14 protein-coding genes and 1 other annotated feature are annotated in these 17,716 nt (G+C 39.2%); of the genes, 2 read left to right on the forward strand and 12 right to left on the reverse strand.

Annotated features, from left to right (window positions below):
- Positions 1-16: 16 nt before the first annotated feature.
- The 10 genes from IGL48_RS12735 to IGL48_RS12780 form a co-directional block, all read right to left on the reverse strand.
- Complete coding sequence (locus IGL48_RS12735) at positions 17-4,306, reverse strand: WxL domain-containing protein (RefSeq protein WP_174098713.1); 4,290 nt, start codon at positions 4,304-4,306, stop codon at positions 17-19.
- Entirely contained in the window at positions 4,293-4,655 is a 363-nt protein-coding gene (locus IGL48_RS12740; protein WP_010824237.1) for an LPXTG cell wall anchor domain-containing protein, read from the reverse strand. The genes IGL48_RS12735 and IGL48_RS12740 overlap by 14 nt, the downstream gene beginning before the upstream one ends.
- A gap of 355 nt (positions 4,656-5,010) precedes the next feature.
- The gene (locus IGL48_RS12745) at positions 5,011-5,622 is read right to left on the reverse strand and encodes a YktB family protein (RefSeq protein ID WP_010824238.1); all 612 of its coding nucleotides are present in this window, start codon (positions 5,620-5,622) and stop codon (positions 5,011-5,013) included.
- Between the two features lie 34 nt (positions 5,623-5,656).
- A complete protein-coding gene (locus tag IGL48_RS12750) occupies positions 5,657-6,214 on the reverse strand; it encodes a GNAT family N-acetyltransferase (RefSeq protein WP_010824239.1) in 558 nt (185 codons plus the stop codon).
- Positions 6,215-6,299: 85 nt separating this feature from the next.
- Positions 6,300-7,520 carry a peptidase T gene (gene pepT / locus IGL48_RS12755; RefSeq protein WP_010777984.1) on the reverse strand — a complete coding sequence of 407 codons (1,221 nt, stop codon included), beginning with the start codon at positions 7,518-7,520 and terminating at the stop codon, positions 6,300-6,302.
- Positions 7,521-7,541: 21 nt separating this feature from the next.
- Positions 7,542-9,185 (reverse strand): peptide ABC transporter substrate-binding protein, encoded by a 1,644-nt coding sequence (locus IGL48_RS12760; RefSeq protein ID WP_002359061.1) that lies wholly within the window; start codon positions 9,183-9,185, stop codon positions 7,542-7,544.
- Between the two features lie 49 nt (positions 9,186-9,234).
- Positions 9,235-9,480 (reverse strand) — a binding site (T-box leader).
- A gap of 281 nt (positions 9,481-9,761) precedes the next feature.
- A complete protein-coding gene (locus IGL48_RS12765) occupies positions 9,762-10,715 on the reverse strand; it encodes a siderophore ABC transporter substrate-binding protein (RefSeq protein ID WP_048949487.1) in 954 nt (317 codons plus the stop codon).
- A 38-nt stretch (positions 10,716-10,753) separates the two neighbouring features.
- Positions 10,754-11,509 carry an ABC transporter ATP-binding protein gene (locus tag IGL48_RS12770; RefSeq protein ID WP_002354962.1) on the reverse strand — a complete coding sequence of 252 codons (756 nt, stop codon included), beginning with the start codon at positions 11,507-11,509 and terminating at the stop codon, positions 10,754-10,756.
- Positions 11,506-12,471 carry an iron chelate uptake ABC transporter family permease subunit gene (locus IGL48_RS12775; protein ID WP_002371665.1) on the reverse strand — a complete coding sequence of 322 codons (966 nt, stop codon included), beginning with the start codon at positions 12,469-12,471 and terminating at the stop codon, positions 11,506-11,508. The genes IGL48_RS12770 and IGL48_RS12775 overlap by 4 nt, the downstream gene beginning before the upstream one ends.
- Positions 12,468-13,415: an ABC transporter permease gene (locus tag IGL48_RS12780; protein ID WP_002354960.1), complete on the reverse strand. Its 948-nt coding sequence runs from the start codon at positions 13,413-13,415 to the stop codon at positions 12,468-12,470. Before IGL48_RS12780 ends, IGL48_RS12775 begins: the two co-directional genes overlap by 4 nt.
- A gap of 184 nt (positions 13,416-13,599) precedes the next feature.
- Between IGL48_RS12780 and IGL48_RS12785 the strand changes: the two genes are divergently transcribed.
- Positions 13,600-14,052: a YueI family protein gene (locus IGL48_RS12785; protein ID WP_002359057.1), complete on the forward strand. Its 453-nt coding sequence runs from the start codon at positions 13,600-13,602 to the stop codon at positions 14,050-14,052.
- Between the two features lie 277 nt (positions 14,053-14,329).
- Here the strand turns inward: IGL48_RS12785 and IGL48_RS12790 are convergent, their stop codons facing one another.
- Both IGL48_RS12790 and gshAB read right to left on the reverse strand, forming a co-directional pair.
- Complete coding sequence (locus IGL48_RS12790) at positions 14,330-14,515, reverse strand: hypothetical protein (protein WP_048949489.1); 186 nt, start codon at positions 14,513-14,515, stop codon at positions 14,330-14,332.
- A 162-nt stretch (positions 14,516-14,677) separates the two neighbouring features.
- Positions 14,678-16,948 carry a bifunctional glutamate--cysteine ligase/glutathione synthetase gene (gshAB, locus tag IGL48_RS12795; RefSeq protein ID WP_002354955.1) on the reverse strand — a complete coding sequence of 757 codons (2,271 nt, stop codon included), beginning with the start codon at positions 16,946-16,948 and terminating at the stop codon, positions 14,678-14,680.
- A 170-nt stretch (positions 16,949-17,118) separates the two neighbouring features.
- On the opposite strand from gshAB, the gene IGL48_RS12800 reads away from it, so the two are divergent.
- A complete protein-coding gene (locus IGL48_RS12800; protein WP_010777986.1) occupies positions 17,119-17,625 on the forward strand; it encodes a cysteine hydrolase family protein in 507 nt (168 codons plus the stop codon).
- The last annotated feature ends 91 nt before the right edge of the window (positions 17,626-17,716 follow it).

Here is a 17,716-nt window from a genome sequence, read left to right on the forward strand (position 1 = left end):
TATTCACGTATTCTTGTTAAGGTCCAGTCACAAGATTCCACGTAACCGCGGCCTTGTATTGTTGCCCTTTAATACCTTGATTGGCTGGCACTTCAAGTTTGACATTATTGAAGGTGAAGTCCAACTGGTAAACATTACTACCTGTGAATTGCTTGTTGGCAATAATACTCGTCGCCGTGTTGTTGGCTGTTAAGCTAATGGCACTCGTGGTACCGACCGCATTTTTCAACTCGGTTGGTTGATTGTAATTGGTGAAGCTAGAGACAGGCGCCGCACCTAATAATAAGCGGGTCGCCGTAGGCAAGCTGTCTGTCGCTGATTTTGGTTGTGACAGTTGCGCCGTTAAGCTCCAATTCGGTTGCGTTTTCTTGATTCGGACATACGGATTGCGTGTGCCGTTGCCGTAGTAATCCGCGGCTTTTTTCAAGTTGTGTTGTTGCTTACTTCCTGCAACGCCCACTTGGCCGAAGTCGAAGGTTGGCACACTGATGAAGCCTTCGGTCGTTGGTGTGACTACTTCTTGATCATTTGGACGAATTCTCACGAAGTTGTCCACTGTACTATCTTTAATACCACCAAATACTACAACTTCTGCTTTCAAAACAGTGTTTGGTTTCCCTGTTGCGCGAGTTGTGAAAGCAATTGAAACTTTTTTGCCGATAGGAACGGCATTTGGTAAAGAAACCCCCTCTGTCCAAAGTGTACTATTTACTGGGATTGATTTTGTCGTTTCTCCTTCTGGTGTCACTTCCATAAAGGTCGGGATCGTCAGACCAGCTGACCAATTGGGCCCTTTTTTCAAGTTAAGATTCTGTAAGGGTGCTTTGCTAGTATTCGTGATCGTTGTTGTCCAGATTACATTGGTATTCGTATCGATCACTTCTTTTGGTCGAGTTAATGTGACACTAGCTGTTGGTATTTCTTCCTTATACATGGCGGTCATATCGTCATTGCCATCAAAAGTCGCATTGAACGTTGGTGTTGTGGTTTTGTTCAACGTACTTGGCTTGGTTTTCCCTTTGTACCACCCTTGGAACGTATAGACTTTGCCACCTGCAGTATACGTCGCTGGTAAAGCTTTTGCCGCTGTGTACTTGAAGGTGTTACTGTTCATCGGTACTTGGTTGCCTTGGGTGAAGCCTGTTGGTGCGGTAATTTTGGCACCGTTGACATCTACGAAGTTTTCGGTGACTTGTTTCCGTGTGACTTTGTAATTCATGGTTTGTTTGAAGTCTTGTGTCCCATCAAAACCAGCCAAAACGATCTTATTCTCTGGATTTCCTGTCGCACGAGCTATAAATAATAATCTTGGAATAGTGTTTATTGAGCTACCAACACCAAATGTTGATTTTATTGAAAATTTATTATCTACTCCTTTTTTAAAGGATTTATCTAACTCATTTAATTGACTAGGAGCACTATTGTTAAACACTGGGTCAGTCCCGACAAAGCCCACTGGATACACAGAAACAGGTAATGTGGTATTCATTGTTTCAATTTTGTCCACATATTTTAGTTCCGTTGTAATATTCCAGTCGTTGATTGCATAACTACGAATATCATAAATATCGCTAGGAACTTCATCAAAGTTTGCTGGAATATTAACTCTTGATTGGGTCGTAATAGTATAGACATTGGCTTCATTCGTATTTTTAATACTTACCAGTGGATTCATGGCGCCCGTTGTCACATATGTCTGGTCTACCGCTTTTCTTAGTGTCTGTGTGTAGTTTCCAGAAAACGTTAACGGTTCATTGAAAGCTTGTCCTTTTTCATCGACAAATTCTGCATGGAAACCTGGGTAAACCCACGTATCTTTGGGAATTAGTTCCTCATACACCACATTCAAGTCATCATTATCATCATACGTTACTGCATAGCTTGGCGCTTTCGTAGTTGTCAAGGCACTTGGTTTGGTTTTGCCTTTGTACCAGCCTTTGAACTTGTAAGTTTTTGTGCCGACTTTGTAGGTGTCAGGTAAGGTGCCAGCTTGTTTGAACGTATAATCATCACTTGTGATCACCGTTTGTTTTCCTTGGGTGAAACCTGTGGGCGGTGTGATTTTGGCACCGCTTGTGGCTACGAAGTTTTCGGTAACACGGCGGTTTTCTAAATAATAATAAACAGTTTTATCTGGGGTAGCTAAATTGTAAGTCGCTCCTACGTTACCAGAGTAAACACCCATTGCATAAAGTGTCTCAGTCGTATCCCAGTTCCAATAATATTGTTTGGTGTTATATGATGTATTACTGGTTTTACCTAATTCATATGCATTTGTACCAGGACTTGAACTAACAACCGTACTTGGATTTACAATATCTTTTCTGACCTCATTCGCAAGTGGATATTTCGTTTTATCCCCTGTATAAGTTGCCGTTGGTGAGATTGAAATGGTGCGATAGTATTTCGGAATTTCATGTGTAACACTTCGTGTACCATATGTGGTACCTTCCACAGACTCTGGTAAGGTATAGACTTTTTGTGGAATCGTTAATTTTTTAAGATTCGTTGTCGTTACATTGGTTCCTGTAATCGTTGAAAAAGGTGTTGTTGTACCACTTTTCGTTGTTTCAGACATCGTTGCTTTCAATGTGAAATTAGCAGGATTGATTAAATTACCTTTTTCGTCTACATAGCCAAAAGTAATTTCTTTGCTAGGTAATGTATAGGTTTTGGTGACTACTTCCTCATACACCACATTCAAGTCATCATTCCCATCATACGTCACCGCATAACTCGGCGCTTTCGTGGTGGTCAAGGTACTTGGTTTGGTTTTCCCTTTGTACCAGCCTTTAAACTTGTAGGTTTTACCACCTGTTGTGTAGGTGTCTGGTAAGGTGCCTGCTTGTTTGAAAGTGTACGCTTCACTATTTATAACTGTTTTCTTACCCTGAGTGAATCCCGGGGGTGGTGCGATTTTTTGTCCACTACTATTAACAAAATTCTCATAAAGTTTTTTGTAATAAATATAGTAGGTAATCGTTGCACTATTATTTCCTGCATTAAATTGTCCTGTTGTTCCCACAAGATTGTCACTAAACATAATATTAGTACTTACTCCGCTATGAGGATTAAGATTAGTTATGCGCCACGTCTTACCAGTCGCTTTAGTAAAGTTATATGCTGAAATATCATAGTTGCTTCTCGTATAAGTTGTTGATGTATATGCTCTGGAAGTCATCACACCTGTTCGGCTATCTGGAAATGTTGTTTTAGGTGGCGTTAACACAATTTTATCAATTCTATTGGTGGTAGCTGTAGCAAAATTAATCGCAATGTCGTTACTAAAGAAAAGCCACGAACCCCCATTACTAGTGCCTACAGTTTTTAGTCCTGTATTAAAACTATAAAGTCCATTGCCAGCGTTTGTCATAGTTAAAGGATATCTTAACAGTGTTCCTTCAACTTTAGAGTTGGTTGATTTAAATAGTACTGGATTCATGGAAAGGCTCATTTGTTCCTTACTAGACTGTCCATCCTCATCGTAAAATTTTAAACTCCCTTTTAAACCTAAGTTACCAGCAAATTTATCCACATATGTCATTTCATTTCGTCTATTGACTGCACCAAAACCATTAAATCGAATCGTGGAATCGATATATTTTTTTTCATTGTGTATACCAGAAGTAATTCTTGTCTGAAAATACAACGTTTTGATATACCCAGTATTTCCAGAAGTTCTCCCGTGTAGACGATTAATAAATGCAGTGACCGTCCTAGTGGACTCTGTCCAAACAAAATATTCGCCACCACTATTGACATTATGAGAGCCTTCCCCTAGAACTACATTTTGTTCCTCGGGGCCAACTTTAATAATAACTGAAGTGGGTCTAGTCATTCCTGCTGCCAATTTTGATTCAATTCGAATCGGACCAACAATATCTGAATTTGTGTCATCTGTTGTAATATTTTCAAATTTCAACCGATAATCAACTACATCATTAAGACGAACCGTAGTTTTATTCGTTGTCCCTGTAGCTGCCCAGACAAATGCCCTAGGCATAATTTTCGCTTGAACACTGGATGGTTCAAGTATATTTTCTTCTTGAATGATTTCTGTTTTTTCTGTCTGCTCTACTTCTTCCTGACTTGTGTCAGTCGTTACTTGGCTATTTTCCGTACTGGCTTTCGTTGTTTCTTCTTTCACGCTACTGGCTGGCGTCTCTTCCTTGGTACTACTTTCGGCGGTCGGACTACTTTCAATCGTCACAGTTTCCGCAACTGCCGTCACGCCCGAAAAGGCATTCACTAGCAAAGAACTACATAAGCCAATAGCTGCAAGACGTTGCCATTTATTTCGCTTCATGTCGTCCCCTCTTTCTATGTACGATTCCCGCCAAACCGATTAAGGCGAAGCCGAGAATGTTCAAATTTGCCTGACTCTTGCTCCCTGTACGAGGGAGCTGCGAGCCAGTTGTGGTGGTCTGTGTCGAACTACCACTTCGTTGATCTCCTTGCGGAGGACCAGCTGGTTCCTTGGGATCAGCAGCTGGCGCATCTGTTTTCGGTGGGGGATCTTTAGGAGCGGGTGTTGTCGGATTTTGGTAAAATTCAATCCCCACCGAACTAAAACCACCATCAGACGCTTCAACATTTATAAAAAAACTAGGGGAAAATAGTAGACACGCAATCATTAAATAACGCTTTTTTTTCATTGAAAAACCTCCTTTTGAATTTAAGTATCTCTCACAACCTTTTATATACCACTATGATAGCAAAGAAAAGACTCTTCAAAACAACAGTTTTTTCCAGTTGATAACCCTTATTTCCACAAGTTCCTTATATATCGTGTCTTTTAAGCTACGTTATTTAAAGGAAACAAGGGAAAACAGTAAAGACTATCCCCTTTTTCAAAAAAATCATCTTTAATTTCTTAAATTTCCATCACCCAAACTAAAGAAAAGCTCACAATGTTAGTAATTAAAACTAACATTGTGAGCTTTTCTCATTTTTGACGATTGGATAATTCGATAAAATAACACTAAAACACAAAATAACTGTCTGTTTCTCTTATTGGGCAACAGCTAATTGATACAATGGCAGGAGTTGTTGATAGGTTGACAACATATAAGCTCGTGCTTTTTCAGGGTTTTGCCACAAGTCACTATCTTTGGGAATGATGCGCCCAATTTCAAACTCACCTTTTTTTACATCTCTAAAACGAGTTAAGGCTTTCTCTAAATCCGTTTCTGGCAGCGGAGTAATTTGAGGAACCGTATGATCTAAGGAAACATACGTATCTTCTGGTAATGCTTGGAATAATTGCTGATTCTCTAAAAAGGCTTGCGCAATCTGCTTTTCATTTTTAGGATTATCAATGAATGACAACCACATAAACACATAGTCGCCCCAAATACCTAATTGAAAATGCGGCTGCATTTTATACCCGCGCTTATTCGGACTAAGTGCTGACCAAGTATTTTCTGGTGGATACACGGTGCGACGGCGATGTTGCGCAATATGGACAAACAACTCCGTTCCTAGTTCAGGCGCTAGTTGTTCGGCAAAATACGTGTCTAATTCTTGAAAAATAGGTTGAATTTGCGCACGGATAACCGCCATTCGTTCATCTAATCCAGCAACTTCAAAGGCTGCGAATTCTTTTTCTGTAAACATCAACATTTCTCTAATTCCTCTCTCAACTTGTCTTCCGCTTCTATTTTTGTCGATTTTGCCATGTTTCCAGTGTCATCCCACGATAAACATCTGTGACAATTTTCCCTTTACTAATTCGGGCATTGGGCAGTGTTCCTTCGTAGGTAAAACCAATTTTCTCCATGACACGACCAGAAGCTGGATTGTCTTGATCATGTAAAGCAAAGATTCTCATGAGTTTCATTTTTGCAAAACCCAGTTCGACTAACGCCGTCGCGGCTTCAGGCATGTAGCCATTGCCCCAAAAGGCACGGTTCAAGACATAGCCTAATTCTCCAACATTATTGGTTTCATTGACCCGCAAATCAATCGTGCCAATCATTTTGCCCGTTTCTTTCACTTCAATCCCATATTTTCCTAAAGGTTCCCCCATAAAATATTTCGCAATACTGGCTCTTGTTTCTTCTTTGGTTTCATTTTTAGGAAACACAAAACGCGTCGTTTCCTCATCTGAAGCATATTCGTACATATCTTCTGCATCGGCTAATGTGACAGGTCTTAAAATCAAGCGTTCGGTTTCAATTCGTTGGTTTTCTACAAAAATCAATGGATAATTCATGAGCAAAACTCCCTACTTTTCTACATACTTTACAGAAAAACAGCGAAACACGCAAGGAAAATCGGCATTTTCCTCGCGTGTTTCTTTAATTAGCGTTTAAGCGAATGATGGCAATGATCGTTTGAACAGCTTTGGCCATTGATTCAACGGTAATAAATTCATATTGCCCGTGAAAATTTTCGCCTCCTGTAAATAGATTAGGCGTGGGAATGCCCATGAAAGAAATCTTAGAACCATCTGTCCCGCCACGAAAGGGTGTGATGATTGGTTCAATGTCACAACTTTCCATTGCTTGGACGGCCAATTCTACAGGCGTCCAATCTTTTTCGACGATTTCCTTCATATTATAGTATTGGTCTTGGAAAGTAATTGTTAGTCTGGGTTTATCCGCCAGCGCATTTAAACGTTGGACTTGTTTTTCCAAAAATTGCTTTCTCGCTTGAAAGTTTTCTCGATCATGATCCCGAATGATATAGACAAGTTCTGCTTTTTCAATACTTCCTGTAAATTTATTGAGTAAATAAAATCCTTCATTTCCACGTGTTTGTTCTGGTACTTCCTTTTGCGGCAGTGATTGATCAAGTTGTTCGCCTAATTTAATGGCATTTACTAACGAACCATAGGCCGTTCCCGGATGGACACTGGTTCCCTCAATTGTTATCACAGCTTGGGCAGCGTTAAACGTTTCATACTCGAAATGCCCCACGCGGCCACTGTCAATCGTATACGCAAAAGCGACTGGGAAGTTCGGCGCATCAAATTGATCGGCCCCGCGTCCAATCTCTTCATCTGGACCGAAGGCGAGCCAAACATCCCCCCGCGCTACTTCTGGATGTGCCAAAAAATACTCAACAGCAGCTAATATCTCGACAATTCCCGCTTTGTCATCTGCTCCTAAAAGTGTGGTTCCGTCTGTAGTAATCAACGTTTCCCCTTGATACTCTTTTAAATTGGGAAATTCAGCAACTGATAAAACGATGCCTTGTTCTTGATTCAAGAGGACATCTTGACCATCATAATTAGTGATGACTTGGGGACGGATGTTTTCTGCTGAAAAATCCGCCGTATCCAGATGTGCAATCAAGCCGATACTCTTCGCTGCAGGTTGGTTACCAGGCAACCGTGCCGTTAAAAAGCCGTTTTGTTCGTTATAATGCACATCGGCCAAACCTAATTCATGAAGTTCTGTTTCAATCATTTTGGCCAAAACCACTTGACCGACCGTCGTCGGTGTGGTTTGACTGTTGGCATCTGAACGGGTGTTAACTTTCACGTAAGTTAAAAATCGTTCGACTAATTTTTCCATTTTTTACTCCTTCTTCCTGAATCATTCTGTTAAATAAGCATTGCGCAAGTGGAAATAATCCCCATACAAGTGATAACTAATGCCTTTCAATTTAGGATTGATTAGATAATTTGAGGCACTTTGATACAGCGGTACTTGGGCAGCATCTTGGTTCAGCAAGATGTCTTCCGCTTCTTTGTATTCTGCAAACTGTTTCTCTGGATTATTGGCATTAATCGTTCGTGCATCTTCTACCAATTGGTCGTATTTGGCATTATGATAATTGCCATAATTGTAGCTTGATTCTCCTGCATATAAGTTAAAGTAAGAGTCTAATTCACTACTGCCGGCAATCCATCCTGAAAGAGACAACTCATAATTTTTTTCACGTCGCGATTGATTCACATTATTACTTGGTTGCGATGAAATGGTAATTTCTAAACCTGGCAGATTTTCTTGCAACTGACTTTGAACATATTCCGCAATTCGTTTTCCTTGATCTGTATCTGCCGCCAGCAAGGAAAGTTTCACTTTTTTACCGACATCCGCTTGGGCTTTCGTCCATTCAGCTTGGGCTTTTTTGACATCATTTTTCAAATACTCGCCACTGTAAGCTCGGAAATCTTCATCTGTTTCTGGATTCGCATAAAGTTTACTTGGAATCAATCCGTTGAGGGGTTTTGACCCATCGTTTAAGACACTTTGTGTTAAGGCTTCTTTATCAATTGCTTGGCCAATCGCTTTTCGTAAATGAACATTCGCTAATGGCGTTCCTTCTTTTTTGTTGAAATCTAAGAAGTAGTTGGCCACATCTGGATGACTGACATAGCCTGGATCATCTTGATATTGTTGAACATATTGTCCGTTAATGCGAACTAAGTCTAGTTCATTCGCTTGATATAAGTTAATCCCAGTATTATCTTCTTTGATTGTACTAACCGCAACTTCTTCCAGTTTCACTTGATCCGCATCATAGTATTCTGGATTTTTTTTCAATGTCCAAGTATCTGAAGTCGCATCCCAATTGGCTAGCGTAAATGGCCCGCTATAAAGTAAATGTTCACTATCCAAGGCGTAATCTTTGCCTTGCGCTTCGACAAATTTTTGATTTTGTGGCGCTAACCAAGCAATCGAAACGACTGCTAAGAAGGAAGGTTGGGCCTGTTTTAATTCAACAATGAATTCTTTGTCATTCGGGGCTGAAATCCCTAATTCATCGACTGACTTTTCACCGTTGCGTATTTCAAAACTATTTTTAACGCTGTCTAGTAAATAGGCATTCGGTCCAATCGTCGCTGGTGTCACCAGTTTTTTCCAAGAATAAACAAAATCTTGGGCCGTAATTGGCTCGCCGTTGCTCCACTTAATCCCCTCCCGCAAGGTAAAGTGGTACTTGCGCCCATCGTCACTAATCTTGACATCTTTAGCTAGAGCTGGCACCGTGGCACTATCATCATCAAACCGATAAAGGCCTTCAAATAAATGTTGTGCCATTGTAAAGGTATTTTTATCTGTTGTTTGTGTTGTATCCAATGTTGAGATTGGTGCAGGTGAACTAATACTGATTTTTTGTTCAGCTGCTAAATTTCCCGAATCTACTTTCTCTGCCGCTTCTTTGGTTCCGCCACATGCGGCTAAAAGAAACCCTGTTGCAATCAAACCTACTACTTTTTTCCCCAATTTCATGTTGTTGCCCCCTCATATTTTTTAAACAAATAAAAAAAGCATTCGTCCTAAAAAGGACGAATGCTTATGCAATCGCGGTACCACCTTTGTTGATCTCTTCGCTAAAAAAGATCCGCTCGTTTCCAGTACAATCATACTGTAGCGCTATAACAGGCGCACCTGAATTGGTTTAAGCGAACGGCTTCAACCAACCTGTTCAAAGGCCATTTTCCCCTTTAACGTCACTACCTCTTCTCACCAAACGAGGCTCTCTGCAAGCTATTTTAAAAAGTACTTTCCTTCTCATCACATTTTGTTCTTTTATTTGTTTCATCAATCATACTGATTTACGGATAGTTTAGCAAACATTTTCGAGGCCGTCAACCACATTTTTAATTTAAAACTTTTTTGTTTTTCATCAAGAAGGTCGGGACAGAAGTGTTTAGCTCCGAGAAATAAGAAGAAATTTCCGAAAATTGTTCTTTAATTTTTGGAGAATTTCAGCTTATTTCCGAAGGAGTTGCTTTTGTTCCCGCCGTTTATCAGCTTTTAAGCCTAGGAAAAAAATCCAAAGTGATTTTTGTCCTAGGCTTTTTTTTACTCTAATCCTTTTTTAACATCTTCTATCATCAAATGCATTGATTCTAATCCACCACCGCTTAGATACCAAACATCTGGTTGAAGCATAATGACTTTATCATTTTTACCAGCATCGGTTTTTTGAATCAATTCGTTTGCAGCGACGTTATCTTTTGAATCGTCGCCACCAATTGCTTTGGTGCGATCTACCACAAAGAGAATCCCAGGATTTTTTTCTAAAACATATTCGTAAGAAACACTTTGCCCATGAGTGGAAGCTTCAATCTTATCGTCTGCTGCTTTGAAGCCAAATGTATCATGAATTAAACCGAAACGAGAGCCTTTTCCATAAGCGGAAAGTTGTCCTTCGTTAACTAACACAACAAGCGCATCATTCGCGCTAGCTTCTGCTTGTTTTTTCACGTCAGCGATTTCTTTTTCTAAGCCAGTTATTTTTTCTTTAGCTACCTCTTCTTTATCAAAAATAGTGCCTAACGTTTCGATATTTTGTTTCGTTGATTCCCAAGGATTTTTGGCATCTACAGCTAAGTAAATGGTTGGCGCAATGGCTTTTAATTGTTCTTGATAATCTTGTTGACGACCAGAAATAATAATCAAGTCTGGTTTTAGTTGATTGATTTTTTCTAAATCTGGTTCTTTAATGCCGCCTGCTGATTCAACTTTTTGGTATTTTTCCAAATACGCAGGGATATTTTTGGTTGGCGCACCTACCACGCGGTCACCGACACCTAGTGCATCCATTGTATCCAAGGAACCATTATCAAAAACAACGACTTTCTGAGGATTTTTGGGAACGGTTAATTGACCATTGGTGTCTTTGACTGTGACTTCCGTTTTAGCTGTTGTTTCTGTTGTTGCAGAATCTGCTGTTTTTTTATTTGTTTGACAAGCACTTAACATTAACAGTCCCATCATTGAAACTGCCATCATTGCTAAAAATTTCTTTTTCATTCTTTTCCTCCAAAAACGTTATTTTTAAATTGCCCGATTTAGTGATAAAGACAAAAGCGTTTTCCTTCAATTTCACAAATCCGGATATTCATTTCATAAAGATCATTTAAAATACTTGTTTGAATAACTTCTTCTGTTGCGCCATGCGCATAGAGCTTTCCGCCTTTCATGGCGACAATTTCATCTGCATAGCTTGCGGCAAAATTAATATCATGTAGAACAATCAGAATCGTTTTTCCTAGTTCATCCACTAAGCGTTTAAGAATCTGCATCATTTGAACCGCATAATTCATGTCGAGGTTATTTAAGGGCTCATCCAATAAAATATAATCGGTATCTTGGGCTAAAATCATGGCAATATACGCCCGCTGTAATTGGCCCCCAGAAAGGGTATCAATGTATTCTTCCGCCATTTCAGTTAAGCCCAATTGTTCCAACGCTTCTGTTACTTTTTCATGATCAGCGCTTTTTAAGCGACCTTTGGAATAAGGAAAACGACCAAAATTGACCAGTTCTCGCACAGTTAATTTAAGTTGTACACCGTTGGCTTGTTTTAAAAGGGCAATTTTTTGTGAAAAAGCCGATTGCTTCCAGGTTTTTACTTCTTGCTTGTCCAGATAAATTTCCCCGGTATCTTTGGGAATTAAGCGACTCATCATGGCTAGCAGCGTGCTTTTCCCAGCGCCATTTGGCCCAATAAAGGCCGTTAATTTGCCTTCAGAAATAGGTAAATCAATGTCTGAAACGACAAATTTATCGCCATATTTTTTTGATACATCACTCATCTGGATCATGTGCGTTGCTTCCTTTCTGCAATAATTTTCCATATAAAATAAACGCCCCCAACAAATTGAATCACCACACTTAGCGGGGTATTCAAATGGAAGACCTGTTCAACCATCAATTGACCAAATACCAGTAAAAAGACTGCTATTAAACTCCCTGCCACAAACAGTTCTCGGTGGCGATAGGTTTTCATGAATTGATAACTCATATTGGCCACGATAAAACCTAAAAATGTAATCGGTCCCACTAATGCTGTTGATAAGCCGACCAGACTACTGATCAAACACAACAACACTAATTGAAACTGATTCACAGCAATCCCCAAATTCTGGGCTTGATGGTTCCCTAAATGTAAAACGTCTAAACGGTAACTTTCCCGCCAAAGTATCCCACAAATCATGAGTACCGCCACACCAACGAAAACGAGATACTGACTATTGACGTTACCGAAACTGGCAAACAACTTTCCTTGGAGTAAGTCGTATTCGTTAGGATCCATAATCACTTGTAAAAACGTACTAATACTACTGAAAAAAGTACCTAAAATCATGCCAATCATCAATAATAAAAATAAGTCGGATTGATTTTTGCGTAATAGAAAATACGATAAACTAGTACTTAAAAATACCATTAAAAAGACGTTCATCAAAAACGAGCCAAGACTTACTTGACCTAACGCTTGTGCGCCTCCTAAAAGAAAAAATAACACCGTCTGCACAAAGACGTACAAGGAATCCATCCCTAAAATGTTTGGCGTTAGAAAATGATTTTGCGTGACCGTTTGAAAACTAATGGTTGAAAAAGCCGCAGCGATTCCGACAAAAATAAAAGCCAATAACTTTTTGCCTCGTAACGCCAAAGCAAAGGACCAATTGCCATACGTGTTATAAGTTAAATAACAAAGGCTCACAATTACTACGGCAGCTAAAAGCAAAAGTAATGAAAGCCATTTTTTTAAAGGCCGTTTCATTGTTTGCGCCCCCTTAGTAATAATAAAATGAACAAAATGCTCCCTAATGTTCCGACAACCACGCTGACAGGAATTTCATAGGGGGCAATCAATACTCGTGCTAAAATATCACAGATTAACAAGAACAAACTCCCGCAAATCCCAGTTAACCACAAGGTATTTTTCATATGATCGCCATAACGTAAAGACACGAGATTGGGAATCACAACCCCTAAAAACGGAATATTCCCCACCATCAATAAAACGATGGCACTTGCTAAAGCAACCAGCGTCAAACCTAAAAACTGAATTCGCTGGTAATGGACGCCAAGACTATTTGCAAATGCTTCACCCATACCAACGACAGTGAAATGATAAGCAAATAAATAAATAACAAACCACAAAGGAATCATTAAGAATAACCATTCATAATTCCCTTTCATAACTGTGGAAAAATTTCCTTGTAACCAAGCAGACATATTTTGAACCAATTGATATTGATAGGCAAAAAATGTGGCAATTGAACCTAGAATGTTACCAAACATCACGCCCACCAAAGGGACCATCACTTGATTCTTACTTGGTAATAATCGAATGAGCGCTAAGAATAATAAGGTCCCGCTTAGCGCAAAAATAAAAGCAATTGCCGTTCGATAGAGAAACGGAGCTGTTGGGAAAAATAACATTGCGACTAAAATACCCAACCTTGCACTATCGGTTGTTCCAGCGACACTAGGAGCGACAAATTTATTTTGTGTGAGTTGCTGCATAATCAATCCAGAAATACTCATCGTACTACCAGCAATGATTAAACTCAACGTGCGGGGAACACGGGTGGTAAATAAAACAAATTGTTGCTGCGCATCTAATTGAAACAACTGAGAAAGTGCAATGTCCTTCACCCCTATCACTAATGACAATAAGCTGAAAAGTAATAGTAGAACAAACAAACCAATCTTTTTCATGAGAAAACTCCATTTTTATTTAATTGAGAATGATTCTCATTCTTAGTTACAGTGTATGAGAAAATCATCACAAATGCAACCACTTTTTTTCCTTTATTAAAAACTTCTTCTCAAGCCGACTGACCAACGACTTATCTAAGATATGCTATAATGGAGGGAAACGTTAGGAAAGGAGTGTTACTGAATGGCGAATGATGACTTACAACAACGTCTGGATAAAGGAATGTACGGTACGCCCCTCGTTAATCCTGAAGAACAACACAAATACATGGGCACATTTCGTGAACGCTGCCGTCTCTCCATGACCGTCGCTGAAATGAAAGATGCACAGAACCAAAAACATTTATTAGAAGAATTAGCGAAGCATCCTGAAGTTACAGTACTTTTAAATGGCGAAATCTCTTCTGACCTGCAAAGTACCTATATTAAATTATTAAATCAGCATGGCGCAACCTTTAAGATTGTTAACAATTTTGTGGAGAACAACCCTGACTCTCTCGGCTTACTGTTAGCTGAAAAACATGCAGTAGATGAACCTGTGATTGACGTTACAGAAAAATATCCTCAAGCAACCGAAACGCCAAAAGAAGAGCCAACAGCTAAAAAAGGCTTTTGGCAAAAACTATTTCACTCATAAAAAGATCAAGAAAATTTATGAGTCATTGGATTGTTTAAACATAAGTTATGAGCGCTTCCATTTATAATAGAATTGTGCTATTATAAAGATGAAAAAGAGAGGTATGCGGCTACATACCTCTCCTTTATACCAGCGCCAGTTATAAGAACTGGTGGCTTACTGAGTTAAGTTTTTATTACTGTTTAACCGTTCGGCCGTCTAAGCTTATGAACGGTTATTTTTTATCGTTTTTCGTTGCTTCAAGGATACCGAAAATCAGTAGTGCAACAAACGCTAATCAGCTGAACAAAAGCAACTCCTTCGGAAATAAGCCGAAATTCTCCAAAAATTGAAGAACTATTTTCGGAAATTCCTTCTTATTTCTCGGAGCTAAACGCTTTCGCCTTAGCCTCAGAGCAAAACTAATCATCAATTCCAATGTCGCTTCGATTGACAAAAAAATGCTCCTTTCGTTAAAGTGCATCGGATACACATAGGCATCACCTGCCTCTCTAACTCAGAGCCACCGTCATACAACTTTCATTGGTAATAGTTTTAGTATAACCTATTGGGTTCACCAAGAAAACGTTTTTATAAAGAATACCGCCAAAAAATCTATTATGAATTTTTTGGCGGTATTCTTTTTTTATTGAACCACTTCTGGGTATAAAAGTTTTAAAACGTCCATTGTCAAGCGTCTACCCTGTCCAGCGTATGGATACACATGCATGTGCATGGCTGGATTAAAGTTTGCTTCGATAATCCCGTACGTTAAGCTATCACGTGTGCCTTTTACGTCTTTGTCAGGAATGATTAAATCAATACCACAAATTTTGGCTCCTAAAGCAGCTACGGCCTCAATGGCGATTTGTTTATAACTATCATCAATGACATCGGTCATATCAATCGAATCCCCGCCCGTGCTAACATTAGAATTTTCTCGCAAGTACACGATTTGCTCTTTTTCTGGCACAGAATAGATAGTTAAACCTTGTTCTTTCAACATTAGTTTTTCTAAATCATTTAACTGGATTAACTCTAGTGGTGCACGGTGATTGGTCCCCCGCAATGGATCACTATTTTTAGCGGCCACCAATTCTTCTACAGTATGTTTGCCATCTCCGGTAACATTGGCTGGCACGCGCAACATGATGGCTTTTACATCATTATCTAACACAAAGAACCGATATTCTGTTCCAGGTAAAAACTCTTCAATTAAAACCGCTGTGTCCTCTTTAAAAGCAATCCGTAACGCTTCCGTAAAGTCTTCCAACGAAGCGCCTTCTTTAAAAATGGTAATTCCTAAACCGTAATTCGTTGATTTTGGTTTCACGACAAACGCTTTATTGGCGTAGCGTAAATGTGCTTCTTGTGCCTCAATAAAAGATGAAAATTCTTCACCGCCAGGCACATGGAACCCTGCTGCAGACAAAATTTTCTTTGTCACGGTTTTGTTTTCCATAATCAATGGTACCACGTAGTTATCTTTGCTAGTCATGTTGGCATTTTTGACGTATTCAATGTGCTCGCCATGTTGCAGTTTCAAAAATTGCTCTTGTTCATCTAAAATTTCGATTTCCAAACCTTTTTGAATCGCATCAAATAAGAAAATTTGTGTGGATAATTCCATCTCACGGAAACCAGCTAATTGATAAGGGCGTTCAAAGGCCATACTTTGATATTGGTTTCCAAAAATATTTCCCAGTTCACTGTTGGAGTTTTCTTGAATAATCGTCCACATTTTGCCAGAAACGGTGTCTTGTGGATTCCGCAGTTGTTGATAATACTTACCGACAACTTCTTTACCTTTACGAATGCCTAGAGCATCTAACATATCAATCATTTCTGAAAAAATCCGATCGCCTTCTGCAATTAACTTAATCGTTTCATGAGGATGACCAAGAGCCACTTGTTCATTAAAAATATCGCCAGTTTTTACCCATTCATCCGCTTCTTCTTTTTCATCTGTCCACAATAAATACAACATGAAATAATGTAAGAAATCCACGGTATCTTCCACAATGCCTAAACGTGAAAAAGGATTTAAGTCTAAATTACGCAACTCGATATAGCGAATACCTGTTTTAGGCAGATCAGACATTTGTTTCCCGCCACGTAAGCGCACAGGCGCATAAAATTCTTTTTCTTCAGAAAGTAAACCATTTTCCACCATGCGATGAATATCTTCTAAATAGCGTTCCAATGAGGCATACGACACTTTCACATTGTCATGATTTCTGTAGCCATACGTACTATTCCGAATACTGCGAATGGGTTCTTGCGGTTGGTCGTCATAGACTCTAAAGTAGCCGTCTTCACTAACTGGCGAAGCCCCAAAAAGATACGTAATTAACCAACGATAACGTAAAAAGTTACGGGCAACTTTCATGTAGACTTTCGTTTTAAATTGTTTGCAATCTGTCACTTCGGATTGTTCATCATATAATTGCTGAATCAGGGCTTGATCATATTCAAAATTAAAATGAATTCCGCTGACCATTTGTTTTCGTTTGCCATACTCTTTTGCCAAATAACGACGATATAACACCGCATCATATTGATCTAATTTAGCAATTTTAATCTCTTCATCTTTTGTTGGTAATTGTGGCGGCATACTTAATGGCCACAGCATTTCATCTTCTGGAATCGAACGACGAGCCACATCGTGAATGGCATCTAAAAAACGAAGCATTTCTGTGCCGCTATTTGCTACAGGCGTGATTAGTTCTAATTGTGTTTCACTAAAATCTGTTTGAATATATGGATGATAAGAACGGTTACCAAAAACCGTGGGATGATCAGTTGTCGCTAAAAGCCCTTCTCGTGTACTACGTTGGTTTTCTTTTTCTAAACCAAAACGAGCCATCAATACGTAAGGACGAACATTTTTCTTTTGCATTAATTCTCTATAATTCATCTTGTCGCCTTTCTTTCTACAAACTATCTGTTTCTCTTACTATTATATAGGAAAATGAGTAAATATGCTGTTTTTTTGAACGTTCACTTGGGAATTTTCGAGACACTTTTAGAGAGCGCCTTTTTCCGTTATACTGAAAACAACTAGTTTATAGAAAGTGGGGATTGCTCATGAAAAATCGTGCATTACTTTTAATTGACTTTCAAAAAGGCATCGAAAGTCCGTCGCAGCAATTGTACCGTCTGCCAGCAGTGTTGGAAAAGGTCAATCAGCGTATTGCTGTCTACCGCCAACACCATGCGCCCATTATTTTTGTTCAACATGAAGAAACTGAACTACCTTTTGGCTCAGACTCTTGGCAACTTTTTGAAAAGTTGGATACACAACCCACAGATTTTTTCATCCGCAAAACACATGCGAATGCCTTTTACCAAACAAATTTAAATGATTTACTGACGGAACACGACATTCAAACGTTAGAAATCGCTGGTGTCCAAACCGAGTTTTGTGTGGACACTACAATTCGGATGGCTCATGGTTTAGGCTATACATGTTTGATGACACCGAAAACCACTTCCACCTTGGATAATGGACATTTAACCGCGGCACAAATTATCCAACATCATGAAGCTATTTGGGCTGGCCGCTTTTTGACTTTTTTACCTTCAATAAATTGAGGGCTTTTCCAAAAAATTGTTTGTTCACTATGTTTTCTTGTCGTATTTCATGTTAGTATAAGGAAAAAGTGTTCAGTTGATTAGTTGAAGA

Origin of the sequence: Enterococcus sp. DIV1090 (genome assembly GCF_050537975.1) — a bacterium.
GTDB lineage: Bacteria > Bacillota > Bacilli > Lactobacillales > Enterococcaceae > Enterococcus > Enterococcus faecalis.

Bases quoted from the DNA above. Each gene is read 5' to 3' on its own strand.
- IGL48_RS12735 (WP_174098713.1), bottom strand. From the start codon at position 4,306: ATGAAGCGAAATAAATGGCAACGTCTTGCAGCTATTGGCTTATGTAGT.
- IGL48_RS12740 (WP_010824237.1), bottom strand. From the start codon at position 4,655: ATGAAAAAAAAGCGTTATTTAATGATTGCGTGTCTACTATTTTCCCCT.
- IGL48_RS12745 (WP_010824238.1), bottom strand. From the start codon at position 5,622: ATGTTGATGTTTACAGAAAAAGAATTCGCAGCCTTTGAAGTTGCTGGA.
- IGL48_RS12750 (WP_010824239.1), bottom strand. From the start codon at position 6,214: ATGAATTATCCATTGATTTTTGTAGAAAACCAACGAATTGAAACCGAA.
- pepT (WP_010777984.1), bottom strand. From the start codon at position 7,520: ATGGAAAAATTAGTCGAACGATTTTTAACTTACGTGAAAGTTAACACC.
- IGL48_RS12760 (WP_002359061.1), bottom strand. From the start codon at position 9,185: ATGAAATTGGGGAAAAAAGTAGTAGGTTTGATTGCAACAGGGTTTCTT.
- IGL48_RS12765 (WP_048949487.1), bottom strand. From the start codon at position 10,715: ATGAAAAAGAAATTTTTAGCAATGATGGCAGTTTCAATGATGGGACTG.
- IGL48_RS12770 (WP_002354962.1), bottom strand. From the start codon at position 11,509: ATGATCCAGATGAGTGATGTATCAAAAAAATATGGCGATAAATTTGTC.
- IGL48_RS12775 (WP_002371665.1), bottom strand. From the start codon at position 12,471: ATGAAACGGCCTTTAAAAAAATGGCTTTCATTACTTTTGCTTTTAGCT.
- IGL48_RS12780 (WP_002354960.1), bottom strand. From the start codon at position 13,415: ATGAAAAAGATTGGTTTGTTTGTTCTACTATTACTTTTCAGCTTATTG.
- IGL48_RS12785 (WP_002359057.1), top strand. From the start codon at position 13,600: ATGGCGAATGATGACTTACAACAACGTCTGGATAAAGGAATGTACGGT.
- IGL48_RS12790 (WP_048949489.1), bottom strand. From the start codon at position 14,515: ATGCACTTTAACGAAAGGAGCATTTTTTTGTCAATCGAAGCGACATTG.
- gshAB (WP_002354955.1), bottom strand. From the start codon at position 16,948: ATGAATTATAGAGAATTAATGCAAAAGAAAAATGTTCGTCCTTACGTA.
- IGL48_RS12800 (WP_010777986.1), top strand. From the start codon at position 17,119: ATGAAAAATCGTGCATTACTTTTAATTGACTTTCAAAAAGGCATCGAA.